The organism is Flavobacterium sp. GNP008, assembly GCF_056428965.1.
Genome location: NZ_JBWJVL010000001.1, coordinates 1244348 through 1257763, shown reverse-complemented (window position 1 = coordinate 1257763; position 13416 = coordinate 1244348). Strand labels below are relative to the sequence as shown.

The following is a 13416-nucleotide window of genomic DNA, read 5'->3' as shown; positions in this document are numbered from 1 at the left end:
GTTGCTTTTTTTGTAAAATTATTTAGATTGATGTGCGGGTTTTAATAAATCATTCACCGTTTTTACCGGATTAAAAGTAATTAAAGGCACCTCAACAAATATTGTGAGCCACTTTGCCATGGCACCGTTCCACAAACCAGGTAATTCATAAGCTTTACTATTTTTTCCTAATGTACTTTTCTCCACAATAAAACCACTATTATGATCCACAAATTGTGATAAATCAAACTTCTCCTTTTTATAATTTTTGATACCACAAACTAGATCAACCGGATTGAAATGTGTGGCAGCATGGAGAATCCTCTTTTGATTGTCATTAGACAAATCAACTTGAAAACTTTCTACAATTTGTAATGATACGAGACCATGACTATCTCTGACCCAAAAAGGACCACCACCTGGTTCACCCTCGTTTTTCACCATACCGCAAACCCGAATTGGCTTGTTTAAAATTGATTTTACCTCAGAGACCTTACTCTCAAAACTATAGTTATAAAAACCATCAGAAACTTTGATATTCAATTTTTCTTCTATAAAAAGAATTATTTCATCTATCCACTCTTGCTCTATCGACAAGGTATCTAAACTATGTAAATAATTAAAGACCTGTTGTTGTATTTCTATTAAAGTCCCCGCCAAAGCCTTTTTGTACAAAGCTATTTTTTTGCTATTATTTTGAATTACATTGTCAATATTTTTAATAAATACAATATCCGCATCCAAATCATTTAGATTTTCGATCAAAGCCCCATGCCCTCCTGGTCTAAAAACCAACTCTCCCTTTTCGTTCCTAAACGGTTTATTTTTAAGATCTACTGTAAGTGTATCCGTTTTTTTATTCTGGTACGAATAACTAACAGCGATTGCGGTTTCAGATTGAACTTCAATTTTAGATTTAATATTTTTAATAATATTTTCAAAATGCTTTTGATGCGATTCTGAAACCGTAAAATGCAAATGAGAACTGTTATTCGAACTCGAATAATGAGCACATTCGTGTAAATGTTCCTCAATGGGAGTTGCTATATGAGTTTTGTATTTATGAAAAGGAAGAATTCCCTTTGGTTTGTTGGCAAAATCAAAATAATCGGATGACAACAGCAATTTTATGAAATAATAATTTTTTAAACTAGGATCCATAACATCAAAATCAGCAAAATCGGTTCTCAATTGCAGGTCTATTGCTTCATAAAAAGGGAATTTTTCCATTCCTACAATGAAAACAGAAAGTTTGTTTGCCTGTTTTCGGTTGATGTAAGCATTTATGGTTTCATTCTCTACATCAAAATCTACCAGAAATTCAATTAGAAATTTAAACATTCTACTGGCAGCTCCTGATGCTGGAACGAATTTTTTTAATTTCAAATTTAACTTTTGAAGGTCAAAAAAAAGTGCTTTTTCTTGAAAATCCTTCTCAGAAAATTTTAAAATTCCATTAAATAACTTTGCTGGACTCACTAAATCTGTTTTAGGCATTCCGTGTTCAAAAAAATACAATTGTTTTTGAATATTTTTTAATGGAATTCCATGATCATTGATCTGTACAAAATCAACTGAAGAAAACCCACAATCTTTTGCAAGGGATAACTCCTCAATAATAGAAATTGCTTTTTTAAGTCTCAAATCCTTGTCGCCAGAAAGCGTAATAAAGGGTTTGTTATTATCAATTAAAGATTGTTTAAAGACCGCAAAAACAGATTCTCTCCCTTCTGCTTTATCTCTTAAATCATCTTTTTTCCAAGGCACATCGATATCTGTCAGAAAAAATAAATCATATTCATGATCGCAAGCGGCAATCTCTAATAAAGGATCACAATAATTATAATATACCTCCGAAAAAACTTTAGTAACCATGAGATTAGTATCACAAAAAAGAAATTTATTAGCGGTCAGTGCGCGTTCATTTTCCAATTTGGTCTGGCCATAAGCTATAGATAACATGTCACCTATAACACATACCTGCTCAGCTGTATCCCATTTCTCTTGCAAATATTCTCGTGCAAATTCCGGAACCCATTCAGTTTTATAATACTCAGCAAGTTGCCTGGCTAATGTTGTTTTTCCGGTACTTTCGGGACCAAATAATACTATTTTGATTATTTTTTTAGTTCCGTTACTGTGCTGTCTGAGATTTTCTTCCATTCTAAATAGCCAAAAATGGCAACTACTGTAAATACTAGATACTGAAAACTGGTAAAAGTATAGCCTTTTGCAAAATATAATGGAATGGAAATTACATCCCCAATAATCCAAAATACCCAATTTTCGACTTTCCTTTTAGCCATGAGCCACATTCCTACGAAGAAAATTCCCGTAATAAAGGTATCAACATAGGCATACCAAGTAGTAAATTTCCCAAAATAATGATAAACCGAAACTACAAAGGCAACCGTAAATATAAAAAGAATTATGGCAATTCGTTTTTCTGATCTTGAAATTTTTGAAATTGGAAATTCATCATTCTCCCCTTTTTTTCGCGACCAATGGTACCAACCATATATACTCATCACAAAATAATACCCATTGATCATCATATCACCCCATAGTGTCCATTTCCAAAGCAAGTAAACAAAAATTAAGGTACTGACTAATCCTGTTGGAAAAACTAAAATATTATCTTTTTTAGCAAACCATACACTCAATAAACCAAAAATTACAGCTACAATTTCCAGAACGATATCTAATGTAGGGTAAGTTGCATATTGAGAAAAAAAGTATTCTATCATTATTATGTATTAAAAAAATTATTGTTGCTTTCAAATGCAGTCCCTATTACAACCAAATCAGCTCCTGCATTATGAGCCTTCTGAATTCCTTGCAAATCTACAATACCGCCTCCAACAACTAACGGGATTTTAATATTTTGAGCTACTTGTTTAATCATTTCGAAAGGGACTGCTTGTTTTGCTCCGCTTCCCGCCTCAAGATAAATCAACTTATTCCCAAGCATTTCTCCTGCTTGGGCGGTTTGAATGACATAATCAATATCATTACGATCCAATGGTTTGGTTTTGCTAATGCGTACAACTGCCGGTTCATTCCCGCTTTCGATTAAAATATAGCCCGTTGAAATTACTTCTAAATCTGTTTTTTTCAAAATCGGAACCGCATTTACCTGATGTTCTATTAAATAGTCGGGGTTTCTTCCTGATATTAAAGACAGGAATAAAATCGCATCGGCTCTATCTGAAATCTGTGATGGATTCCCCGGAAAAAGAACGATTGGCAAATCACAACTTTGTTTAATTTGTACAATTAATTCATCTAAAATAGTAGTGGTAACCAAGCTTCCGCCAATGAAAATATGCGTTGCTGGCGAATAATTGATTTTTGAAATTAAAACGGTTAAATTCTCCCAAACAATTTTATCAGGATCAAGAAGTATGGCCAATAGTTTTTGGCTTTCGACTTTTGATTGGATGATTTCATTATAAATATTTGTCATTTTTGGTACGCAGATGAGGCTAATTTTACAGATTATTAATTTTCAAATGCATAAACCAATATAAAATTTTCTATTTCTTCAAAATAAATTTCAAAATTTTTAATAAAACCATTAAAGTCTAGTTCCGCTTTGGTTATCAAATCATTTGTTTTAAAGGTTTTAACCTTAATATGATCCTTAAAACTAATTCCTTGCTCATTTCTAATTTTAAAGACCGCTTCTTTGGCACCCCAAATAACCGTCAATTTCTTAATGAAATCTTGATTTTCTTCAGGTTTTAAATACGAAAATTCTGAGTCTACAAATTTATTGGCAATTCGAATGATTTTCTCTCGCTGCAGTTCGATATCGATTCCTACCGTTCGAGCACTTACAATAATTGCTGAAAAATTATGGGAATGCGTAATCGAGATGTGCTTACCATCATGTAGGTGGGGTTTACCAAACGTGTCATAATACAAATCATGATCCGTATAACTGGCTTGTTGCAATAACTTCCGGACACTAAGAAAAGCGCGTTGGTGCATATGGGATTTCATTCCATCAAGTCGGATCCGATTACTATCATTTAGCACAACTTGCCCAAATAATTCTTCGAATGTTTCGGTGATTTTCCAAATTAGAATTTGGGTAGATGGATTGAAGTATATGGTTTTAAAAAGCGGCATCGTATACTGGTTTCGTTTTTTAGCCCCGGTAGCAGCGCCATCCTTTTTTAAGCATTTTTGCGTAAAAAAAAGATATAGCAAATAACGGGAATAGCTCCTGAAACTGAAACAAGTTCAGTTTTGAAAAATTATTTACTTAATGTTCAAAAGATTAGCGTATTAAACAATTCACAATTATTTTAGAATCTCGTTAAATTATAAAGTTAATGCGTAAATTTGCAAAAAATATACAATTACAAATATACAATAAATGAGTACAGCAACTATGCCTTATGTGGCTTTCAAAGTAAAAGACATTTCTCTAGCGGCCTGGGGAAGAAAAGAAATTGAATTAGCAGAAGCTGAAATGCCTGGTTTAATGGCGCTTCGTGCGGAATACAAAAACGAACAACCACTTGCTGGTGCTCGTATAGCAGGATGTTTACACATGACGATTCAGACTGCGGTTTTGATTGAAACTTTAATCGCTCTTGGTGCTGAGGTGACTTGGAGCTCTTGTAACATTTTCTCTACACAAGATCAAGCTGCCGCTGCAATAGCTGCTGCAGGAATTCAGGTGTATGCTTGGAAAGGGTTAAACGAACCTGATTTTGATTGGTGTATTGAACAAACATTATTCTTTGGCGAGGACAGAAAACCATTGAACATGATTCTTGATGATGGAGGCGATTTGACAAACATGGTGATTGATCGTTACCCGGAATTAGTTGCCGGAATCAAAGGATTGTCTGAAGAGACTACAACTGGAGTTCACAGATTGTATGAAAGAGTAAAAGCAGGAACGTTACCAATGCCTGCTATTAATGTAAATGACTCGGTTACTAAATCGAAATTTGATAACAAATACGGTTGTAAAGAATCTGCAGTTGATGCCGTTCGTCGTGCAACTGATATTATGCTTGCTGCAAAAAGAGTAATCGTTTGCGGGTACGGTGACGTAGGTAAAGGTACTGCTGCTTCTTTTAGAGGTGCCGGTTCTATTGTTACTGTGACTGAAATTGACCCAATTTGTGCGCTTCAAGCTGCAATGGATGGTTTTGAAGTAAAAAAATTAGATACCGTTATTGCTACTGCTGATATCATCATTACCACTACTGGAAATAAAGATATCGTTTTGGGTTCTCATTTCGAAAAAATGAAAGACAAAACTATCGTTTGTAACATCGGACATTTTGACAACGAAATTGATATGGCTTGGTTAAATACAAACCATGGTGCATCAAAAATTGAAATCAAACCACAAGTAGACAAATATACGATTGCCGGAAAAGACATTCTTATCCTTGCCGAAGGTCGTTTAGTGAATCTAGGTTGTGCTACAGGTCACCCAAGTTTTGTAATGAGTAACTCATTCACAAACCAAACGCTAGCTCAAATCGAATTGTGGAAAAACAGCGCGGCATACAACAACGAAGTGTACATGTTACCAAAACATTTAGATGAGAAAGTAGCCATGTTACACCTTGCTAAATTAGGTGTTGAATTAGAAACCTTACGCGTGGATCAAGCAGATTATATTGGAGTTCCAGTTGAAGGGCCATTCAAACCGGAATATTACAGATACTAGATTACTGATTTTAAATTAGCGATTTATGCTTTCATATTTAAGAACCCTTGCAAAAATGCAAGGGTTCTTTGTTTTAATACACTACCTCACCTAACCTTTTTTTAGTAGTAAGAAACCCAATCTAAAAGATTTATCTGTAGTTTAACAATGCCCAACCTCATCTAATTTTTAAATTATTACCTACAAACAAAGATTCGATTGGCGTCATAATGAAAACACCTTTATTATTTACTAATAAACCAACAAAGAAATCATTATAATGTAAGTTTATGGTATATTTGAGAGAATTATTTTTTTTTTAGTAAATTAAACTTACTAAAAAGTCACATTTACAAAACCACAAAAAGAAACAATCTTAACCATAAAATTATGAATACGTATACTATTATTGCCCAACTTGTAATCGCATTGTCTGTAGGTTATGTTTGGATTTTTAGGTTTGACAACATCGTTAAGGAATTCAAACAATACGGTTTATCGGATTTGACAAGAAACGCAGTGGGTGCGACAAAAATAGCCTTATCAACCTTGTTAATAACAGGGATTTGGTTCCCTGAATTAGTTTTTATACCAGCACTTATAATGGCTTTGCTGATGGTAAGCGCACAATTTTTTCATTTCAAAGCAAAGAACCCTTGGTCTAAACATTTCCCCTCTTTATTCCTTTTGGCATTATCCCTTTTTGTTGCACTATACGCTTCCAAATAATCAAAATATGAATTTTTTAAATGCACTCATTTTCTTTTCAGCAATCTCTTTTCTCATCTATGGAATCGCTTATTTCACCTCTACCAGTATGAAAAATGAATTCAAACGTTTTGGTCTTGAAAAGTTTGGAACATTAACTGCTATTTTAGAATTAACGGGTGCTTTAGGCTTATTTATAGGTGTCGAGAATCAAACAATTTTGATTCTTGCTTCTGGAGGGCTAGCTTTACTGATGTTGCTTGGTGTATGCGTAAGAATAAAGATGAAAGACTCTCTATTGGTTTCCTTGCCTGCCTTTTTCTACTTTGTGTTGAATCTCTATATTTTATACAGAACCTTAGAATAAATTAATACTAGGCTTCTCTTACTAATTACTGACGAGTTTTACAATACACTGATAATAAACATCACTCTACTTTATTTCAATTAAGATATCAAACCATTTCAATACTACAACAATCTACAGCTATACTGTAAATCACAATATGAATTTTAAAAACAAAAAACCCGTTTCTTTCGAAACGGGTTTTTTAATAATTGAGAAAATCAATTATGCTTCAACTTCAAATGGAAGGATTGAAACGTATGATTTATTATCTCTTTTCTTTTGGAAGAAAACAACTCCGTCTACTCTTGCGTGTAGGGTGTGATCTTTACTAATGTAAACATTTGCACCTGGATTATGTTTTGAACCTCTTTGTCTTACGATGATGTTCCCAGCAATAGCAGCTTGACCACCAAAAATCTTAACACCTAAACGTTTTGATTCTGATTCTCTACCATTCTTAGAACTACCGACACCTTTCTTGTGAGCCATGACGTATTAGTTTTATTTTGTTATTATTCTTGTGTATCTTCTTTTTTCGCTTTAGCTACTTTTTTCTTAGGAGCTTCAACTTCTTCTGTAGTTGCTTCAACTGCTGCCTTTTTAGGAGCTGCTTTTTTAGCACCAACACCAGTAATACCTTCAATTACAATTTGAGTAAGATATTGTCTATGACCGTTTCTCTTTTTGTATCCTTTTCTTCTTTTCTTTTTGAAAACGATAACTTTATCTCCTTTTAAGTGTTGTAACACTTTAGCTTCTACTGAAGCACCTTCTATAGCTGGGGCGCCTAAAGTGATAGTTCCGTTATCATCTAATAAAAGAACTTTGTCAAAAGTAACTTTTGAACCTTCCTCATTAGTCAAACGGTGAACATAAACCTTTAAGTCTTTGCTTACTTTGAATTGTTGCCCTGCTATCTCTACGATTGCATACATACTGAATTGTTTTAATAATTTTTAAGGTTGCAAATATACAATTAAATATTTAACCTGCAATTTGTAGACCGAAAAATATTTTTAACTACTAAACACTTGATTTTCTTCGCTTTTGCAAACCATAAATAAAAAACCAGACTGAACGGTTGTTAAAGTTTCATTCTGTTGTATTTTTGATGTAACAAAAAAATGACAAATACTACTTACATTTATATCAACAAAATTATTAACCTTATGAAAAATTCATTAATGGCTTTAGGTGCTTTGTTTATGCTAGGTGGAGTCGCTTCAGCGCAGAAAGTAGCTTTTGAGGAATACAAATTAGAAAATGGCTTGCATGTGATTTTACACAACGATCCATCTGCTCCTACTGTTATTACCTCCGTAATGTACCATGTGGGTGCTAAAGACGAAAATCCGGAAAGAACTGGTTTCGCTCACTTTTTTGAACATTTGCTATTCGAAGGAACAGAAAACATCAAACGTGGCGAATGGTTTAAGATTGTAACTGGAAATGGCGGTGTAAACAATGCCAATACTACTGACGATAGAACGTATTACTATGAAGTCTTCCCTTCTAATAACCTGGAATTAGGGTTGTGGATGGAAGCAGAAAGAATGCTTCACCCAGTTATCAATCAAATTGGAGTGGATACTCAAAATGAAGTAGTAAAAGAAGAGAAAAGACTGCGTGTAGACAATCAGCCTTATGGAAACTTTTTAGCAGAAGTAAAAAAGAATATTTTTACAAAGCACCCGTATCGTTGGGCAACTATTGGTTCTATGAGCCATTTAGACGCTGCTACTTTAGAGGAATTTCAGGCTTTCAATAAGAAATTTTACATTCCCAATAATGCGGTTTTAATTGTTGCCGGTGACTTCAAAAAAGAACAAGCCAAAGAATGGATTCAAAAATATTTTGGCCCAATCAAAAAAGGAGCTGCTATTCAAAGAGAAACATTTGTTGAAGAACCGATTACTCAAACGATAAAAGCTAAATTTGAAGATGCTAACATCCAAATACCTGCGATCGTTGCTGCCTACAGAACTCCATCGATGAAAACGAGGGATGCTAGAGTTCTGGACATGATTTCTTCTATTCTAAGTGATGGAAAAAGCTCCAGATTATACAAAAAAATAGTAGACGACAAGAAAATGGCCTTACAAATTGGTGCTTTTAGCAACAATCAAGAAGATTATGGCAGTTATATCATTTACGGTTTGCCTCAAGCTCCAAACACTACTGAAAATATTCTTGCCGAAATTGACTCTGAAATTGTGAAACTACAAACAGAATTGATTTCCGAAAAAGACTTACAAAAATTACAGAATAAATTTGAAAATCAATATGTAAACAGCAATTCTACTATTGACGGTATTGCAGACAACTTGGCTTCCTACCATTTATTATACGGTGATGTAAACTTAATCAACACCGAAATTGAAATGTATCATTCTATCACTCGGGAAGAAATCAGAGATATTGCTAAGAAATATTTAAATCCAAACCAACGATTAGTTTTGGATTACGTGCCATCTAAAGACAAAGCTCAAAACTAAGATATATCATTATGAAAAAATCAATATTAATTTTATCAAGCTTGTTCTTAACAATAAGTATGCAAGGACAAATCATCCCTCAGCCAAAACCAGGAGTCGCTCCGTCTATAAAAATCGGAAAGCCAGTAACCTTTGAATTAAAAAATGGTTTAAAAGTTATGGTTGTTGAAAACCATAAATTACCAAGAGTTTCCTTCAGCCTTACACTAGACAATGATCCGTACGCAGAAGGTGACAAGAAAGGGGTTGCAGATATGACGAGTACCTTAATTGGCAGTGGGACCACTAAAATTTCTAAAACGGCTTTCAATGAAGAAGTCGATTTCTTAGGTGCAACTATCAATTTTAGTTCGAATGGCGCTTCAGCAAGTGCCTTGTCTAAATACTCTGGAAGGGTTTTAGAATTACTCGCTGATGGAGCATTAAATCCAAACTTTACTCAAGAAGAATTTGATAAAGAAAAAACAAAACTTATTGAAGGCTTAAAAGCCAATGAAAAAAGTGTTTCAGCGGTAGCCGCCAGAGTTGTTGATGTTTTGACCTTTGGGAAAAATCATCCTTCCGGTGAATACTTAAGCGAAGCCACCTTGAAAAACGTAACTCTTGCTGATGTAAAATCGAATTACAACACTTATTTTGTTCCAAGTAACGCTTACCTGATTATTGTAGGTGATGTTAAATTTAATGAAACAAAAAAAATGGTAGAGAAATTCTTTGGATCATGGAAAAAAGCAACTGCTCCTTCTATCTCGTATAACGATCCAAAAGATGTTTCCGCTTCACAAATCAACTTTATTGATATGCCAAACGCAGTTCAATCAGAAGTTGCTGCAGTGAACCTTGTAAACTTAAAAATGACTGATCCTGATTATTTTGCGGTTTTGATCGCAAACCAAATTCTTGGCGGCGACTTCAACAGTTACATCAATATGAATTTAAGAGAAGCTCACGGATGGACCTACGGCGCAAGAACAAGCATCTATGGAGACAAACGTATTTCTACTTTTAATGCTTCAACACAAGTTCGTAATGCCGTAACAGACAGTACCGTTGTTGAAATTCTGAAAGAATTTAAAAAAATCAGAACGGAAAAAGTGACAGATGAAATGCTAGCCAGTGTAAAAGCAGGCTATATTGGTCGATTTGTAATGCAAATTGAGAAACCACAAACGGTAGCGGGATACGCCTTGAGAATTCAAACACAAAGCTTACCTAGTGATTTCTATGAAAATTACATTAAAAACATCAGTGCGGTAACCGCAGAAGATGTTTTAAGAGTCTCTAACAAATATTTCTTAGCGGATAACAGCAGAATTGTAATTGTTGGAAAAGCGGCTGATGTAGCGCCTAGTTTAGAAAAATTAAAACTACCTGTTTTATATTTTGACAAATACGGAAATCCAACTGCGAAACCTGAGTTAAAAAAATCGGTTCCAGCGGGTGTAACTGCAAAAAGCGTGATTGACAATTACCTCAAAGCCATTGGTGGAGAAAAAGCTGCTTTAGGAGTAAAAACAATTGTAATGAACGGAACTACTACTATTCCTCAAGCACCATCTCCATTAAATTTTACTTCAAAAATTGATGCTAAAGGAAAACTTATGGTTGAATTGGCCATGGGAACCATGAGCTTAATGAAACAAGTGGTCAATGAAAAAGAGGCTTATGTAATGCAACAAGGACAACGCCAAAACATAGAAGGAACGATGCTTACTGATATGAAAGCTAGCGCAACGACTTTCGAAGAATTATCGCTTTCTAAAAAACAAGGATTAACTTTAGAAACTATTGAGTCTGTAAATGGAAAAGACGCTTATGTTGTTAAAAACGGAAAAACTACTTTATATTATGACGTAACTTCTGGTTTAAAACTGGCCGAATCTAAAGTTGTAGAACAAGGAGGCAAAAGCATCACACAAACTATTAACTACGGCGATTACAAAGAAGTGAAAGGAGTTAAAGTTCCTTTTAATATCATCCAAAACGTAGGTTTTGAATTAGATATAAAAATGTCTGATGTAAAAATAAACGAAGGCGTTACGGATGCTGATTTCCAATAATAAAAATTAGAATTCTTGAATAAGGGCTGTCTTTTTAGGCAGCCCTTATTGTTTTTAGACAATAGTAAACATATTAAATTCCCGTATCCAAAACCTATTTTTTGGCCGATAGATATACTCCAATCAAAATTATAAAAGCACCAAAGAACTGAACTGGTGTAAGCATTTCATTGTCTAACAATCCCCAGCAAAAAGCAACAACAGGAATCAAATACGTAACCGATGTCGCAAAAACAGGTGAAGACATTTGGATGAGTTTAAAAAAAAGAATATTGGCAATTCCAGTTCCTACAACGCCCAGAACCATTATAAACAAAACCGATTCCTGCACATTTACATCCTGTACCACTTCAAAGAAACCAGAAAAAAACAAGATTAGGGAGGCCGGAAAAAACAATACCATAAAATTACCTGTAGTAATACTTAGCGGACTTAGATCATGTAGGTATTTCTTGATTAAATTCACATTGACAGCATAGCATATCGAAGCTATTAAAACCAAAATGGCGTAGTAATAATTTTGTTCCGGGTGATGAATAGCTCCATTCAAAATTAACAAAGCGCTTCCTATAAGACCGATTAGAATTCCAAAAATTTGATTTTTTTTGAATTGCAATCCAAAAACCAAAGCTCCTAAAATTAGTGTATTCAAAGGAGTCAAAGAATTCAATATAGAACTCACAGAACTATCAATTTCAGTTTGAGCAATTGCAAACAAGTAAGCTGGTACAAATGTGCCAAACAAAGAGGTTAAGGCTATGTATTTCCACTTAAACCTCGGGATTTTAGTTAAACTTTTAAATCCTATCACTATTAAAAAAACAGCCGCAAAAATAATTCGTAAGGACCCCAGTTGCAAAGCCGTTAAACCTATCAAACCTTTTTTTATTAAAATAAATGAGCTTCCCCAAACTAAGGCAAGAACCATCAAGTACACCCATTTTAATTGCTTCGATTCCATGAAAATAATTTTACCTCAAAATTGTAATTATTTTATGAATTAGAACTCCTTTTTTTAATTAATTTTGTAAAACATTAAGAACCTATAATCTTAAAAACCCACATTATAATGAATTTCAAAAAATCAATACTAACTTTAAGTCTTATAAGTGTTTTATTTGTAGGCTGTAAAGAAAAAACAACAGATACGGTTTCAAAAGAAACAGCTGAATCAACAGTTCCAAAAATTAAAAAAGATATCGCAAAAGCCAATCTACAAACCGCTAGTTTCACCGTTGAAGGAATGACTTGTGCCATTGGTTGTGCTAAAACCATTCAGGAAGATTTGACAACATTGGAAGGTGTTCAAAAAGCAACAGTAGATTTTGATACAAAATTAGCTACCGTCACTTTTGACAAAACAGTTCAAACTCCAGAAAAACTGACTACTGTTGTCGAAGCTGCTGCAGATGGCAAGACGTACAAAGTATCAAAAATGAAGTCCTAATTCAAACTTTTATATTTTCATAAAAAAGCATTTGCGTAAACCGAATGCTTTTTTTTATGAAATATTATTTCCACTTTAGGGTTTCCATAAGCCGCTGCATGTCATTTTTGATATAACTTGCTGCCGGCATAATAGAATCATAATTGGGTTTTGCATAAAAATAAACGGAGCCTGTCACAAAGTGTTTGGTACTATCCGTAACATAAAATTGTGAACTTGTTGCCGCATTTCCCTCAACTTGATAAAACATTCCGTAGACTTTTTTGTCAGGATTCAAATACGGTTGCTCCAGAATATCATCGGCTTTTATCACGTGCTCATATGTCAGTTTTTGCGCATCACGCAAAAGTGCATTAATGTTTTCCGTCACCGGTTTATAAGTGAGATAAATAGTCGCTTTCATTTTTGGATACGTAATGGTAAAACCACAATCTTTTTCTTTTTTAATAACAGCATCCGAGTTCATTTCGAAAGCGAAAGGACATTCGTTTGCGAAATTTACATATTTGGCCTCTGGATAATCCAATCGCAAATAGCTTGAGGGCTTTGGTAACACATCATCTTTACAACTAAAGATCAAAAACGACGTTATTACTATTACCAAAAAAGTGATTATTTTTTTAAACATTTGCATTCTAAATTTATTTAATCTTTTATTTTTTATAAGAAACACATTCCACACTGAATCCCCAAGTTTC

Annotated in this window: 14 protein-coding genes; 6 read left to right on the top strand and 8 right to left on the bottom strand. The window is 34.0% G+C overall.

What is annotated here, in order from left to right; translation table 11 throughout:
- Positions 1-18: 18 nt before the first annotated feature.
- From AC0608_RS05625 to AC0608_RS05610, 4 genes are read right to left on the bottom strand one after another with little or no spacing between them, the layout of a single operon-like run.
- A complete protein-coding gene (locus AC0608_RS05625) occupies positions 19-2142 on the bottom strand; it encodes a DUF4301 family protein (RefSeq protein ID WP_478288389.1) in 2124 nt (707 codons plus the stop codon).
- Entirely contained in the window at positions 2097-2726 is a 630-nt protein-coding gene (gene pnuC / locus AC0608_RS05620; RefSeq protein WP_417958728.1) for a nicotinamide riboside transporter PnuC, read from the bottom strand. Before pnuC ends, AC0608_RS05625 begins: the two co-directional genes overlap by 46 nt.
- 2 nt (positions 2727-2728) lie before the next feature.
- The gene (locus AC0608_RS05615; RefSeq protein WP_478288388.1) at positions 2729-3445 is read right to left on the bottom strand and encodes a phosphoglycerol geranylgeranyltransferase; all 717 of its coding nucleotides are present in this window, start codon (positions 3443-3445) and stop codon (positions 2729-2731) included.
- A 35-nt stretch (positions 3446-3480) separates the two neighbouring features.
- Positions 3481-4113, bottom strand: coding sequence for a 4'-phosphopantetheinyl transferase family protein (locus tag AC0608_RS05610; protein ID WP_478288387.1), 633 nt, complete (start codon positions 4111-4113; stop codon positions 3481-3483).
- 250 nt (positions 4114-4363) lie between these two features.
- Here AC0608_RS05610 and ahcY point away from each other — a divergent pair, with 250 nt between their 5' ends.
- From ahcY to AC0608_RS05595, 3 genes are all read left to right on the top strand, one after another.
- Entirely contained in the window at positions 4364-5680 is a 1317-nt protein-coding gene (ahcY, locus tag AC0608_RS05605) for an adenosylhomocysteinase (RefSeq protein ID WP_417989585.1), read from the top strand.
- Positions 5681-6049: 369 nt separating this feature from the next.
- Positions 6050-6388, top strand: coding sequence for a DoxX family protein (locus tag AC0608_RS05600; RefSeq protein ID WP_417958732.1), 339 nt, complete (start codon positions 6050-6052; stop codon positions 6386-6388).
- Between the two features lie 7 nt (positions 6389-6395).
- The gene (locus tag AC0608_RS05595) at positions 6396-6734 is read left to right on the top strand and encodes a DoxX family protein (RefSeq protein WP_417958733.1); all 339 of its coding nucleotides are present in this window, start codon (positions 6396-6398) and stop codon (positions 6732-6734) included.
- 204 nt (positions 6735-6938) lie between these two features.
- Here AC0608_RS05595 and rpmA read toward each other — a convergent pair whose 3' ends face one another.
- Positions 6939-7205, bottom strand: a complete 267-nt coding sequence (gene rpmA, locus AC0608_RS05590; protein ID WP_086453627.1) for a 50S ribosomal protein L27 — start codon at positions 7203-7205, stop codon at positions 6939-6941.
- Positions 7206-7228: 23 nt separating this feature from the next.
- On the bottom strand, positions 7229-7651 hold the full coding sequence (rplU, locus tag AC0608_RS05585; protein WP_417958734.1) for a 50S ribosomal protein L21: 423 nt from the start codon (positions 7649-7651) through the stop codon (positions 7229-7231).
- Positions 7652-7885: 234 nt separating this feature from the next.
- On the opposite strand from rplU, the gene AC0608_RS05580 reads away from it, so the two are divergent.
- The gene (locus tag AC0608_RS05580) at positions 7886-9211 is read left to right on the top strand and encodes a M16 family metallopeptidase (protein WP_417989586.1); all 1326 of its coding nucleotides are present in this window, start codon (positions 7886-7888) and stop codon (positions 9209-9211) included.
- A gap of 11 nt (positions 9212-9222) precedes the next feature.
- A complete protein-coding gene (locus AC0608_RS05575) occupies positions 9223-11271 on the top strand; it encodes an insulinase family protein (protein WP_417989587.1) in 2049 nt (682 codons plus the stop codon).
- Between the two features lie 94 nt (positions 11272-11365).
- Here AC0608_RS05575 and AC0608_RS05570 read toward each other — a convergent pair whose 3' ends face one another.
- Complete coding sequence (locus AC0608_RS05570) at positions 11366-12232, bottom strand: DMT family transporter (RefSeq protein ID WP_478288386.1); 867 nt, start codon at positions 12230-12232, stop codon at positions 11366-11368.
- A 108-nt stretch (positions 12233-12340) separates the two neighbouring features.
- On the opposite strand from AC0608_RS05570, the gene AC0608_RS05565 reads away from it, so the two are divergent.
- Positions 12341-12718: a heavy-metal-associated domain-containing protein gene (locus tag AC0608_RS05565; protein WP_478288385.1), complete on the top strand. Its 378-nt coding sequence runs from the start codon at positions 12341-12343 to the stop codon at positions 12716-12718.
- Positions 12719-12782: 64 nt separating this feature from the next.
- On the opposite strand, the gene gldD is transcribed toward AC0608_RS05565, so the two are convergent.
- Entirely contained in the window at positions 12783-13346 is a 564-nt protein-coding gene (gldD, locus tag AC0608_RS05560; RefSeq protein ID WP_478288512.1) for a gliding motility lipoprotein GldD, read from the bottom strand.
- Between the last annotated feature and the right edge of the window lie 70 nt (positions 13347-13416).

Bases quoted from the DNA above. Each gene is read 5' to 3' on its own strand.
- rplU (WP_417958734.1), bottom strand. From the start codon at position 7,651: ATGTATGCAATCGTAGAGATAGCAGGGCAACAATTCAAAGTAAGCAAA.
- pnuC (WP_417958728.1), bottom strand. From the start codon at position 2,726: ATGATAGAATACTTTTTTTCTCAATATGCAACTTACCCTACATTAGAT.
- AC0608_RS05615 (WP_478288388.1), bottom strand. From the start codon at position 3,445: ATGACAAATATTTATAATGAAATCATCCAATCAAAAGTCGAAAGCCAA.
- AC0608_RS05610 (WP_478288387.1), bottom strand. From the start codon at position 4,113: ATGCCGCTTTTTAAAACCATATACTTCAATCCATCTACCCAAATTCTA.
- gldD (WP_478288512.1), bottom strand. From the start codon at position 13,346: ATGTTTAAAAAAATAATCACTTTTTTGGTAATAGTAATAACGTCGTTT.
- AC0608_RS05580 (WP_417989586.1), top strand. From the start codon at position 7,886: ATGAAAAATTCATTAATGGCTTTAGGTGCTTTGTTTATGCTAGGTGGA.
- AC0608_RS05575 (WP_417989587.1), top strand. From the start codon at position 9,223: ATGAAAAAATCAATATTAATTTTATCAAGCTTGTTCTTAACAATAAGT.
- AC0608_RS05600 (WP_417958732.1), top strand. From the start codon at position 6,050: ATGAATACGTATACTATTATTGCCCAACTTGTAATCGCATTGTCTGTA.
- ahcY (WP_417989585.1), top strand. From the start codon at position 4,364: ATGAGTACAGCAACTATGCCTTATGTGGCTTTCAAAGTAAAAGACATT.
- AC0608_RS05565 (WP_478288385.1), top strand. From the start codon at position 12,341: ATGAATTTCAAAAAATCAATACTAACTTTAAGTCTTATAAGTGTTTTA.
- rpmA (WP_086453627.1), bottom strand. From the start codon at position 7,205: ATGGCTCACAAGAAAGGTGTCGGTAGTTCTAAGAATGGTAGAGAATCA.
- AC0608_RS05625 (WP_478288389.1), bottom strand. From the start codon at position 2,142: ATGGAAGAAAATCTCAGACAGCACAGTAACGGAACTAAAAAAATAATC.
- AC0608_RS05595 (WP_417958733.1), top strand. From the start codon at position 6,396: ATGAATTTTTTAAATGCACTCATTTTCTTTTCAGCAATCTCTTTTCTC.
- AC0608_RS05570 (WP_478288386.1), bottom strand. From the start codon at position 12,232: ATGGAATCGAAGCAATTAAAATGGGTGTACTTGATGGTTCTTGCCTTA.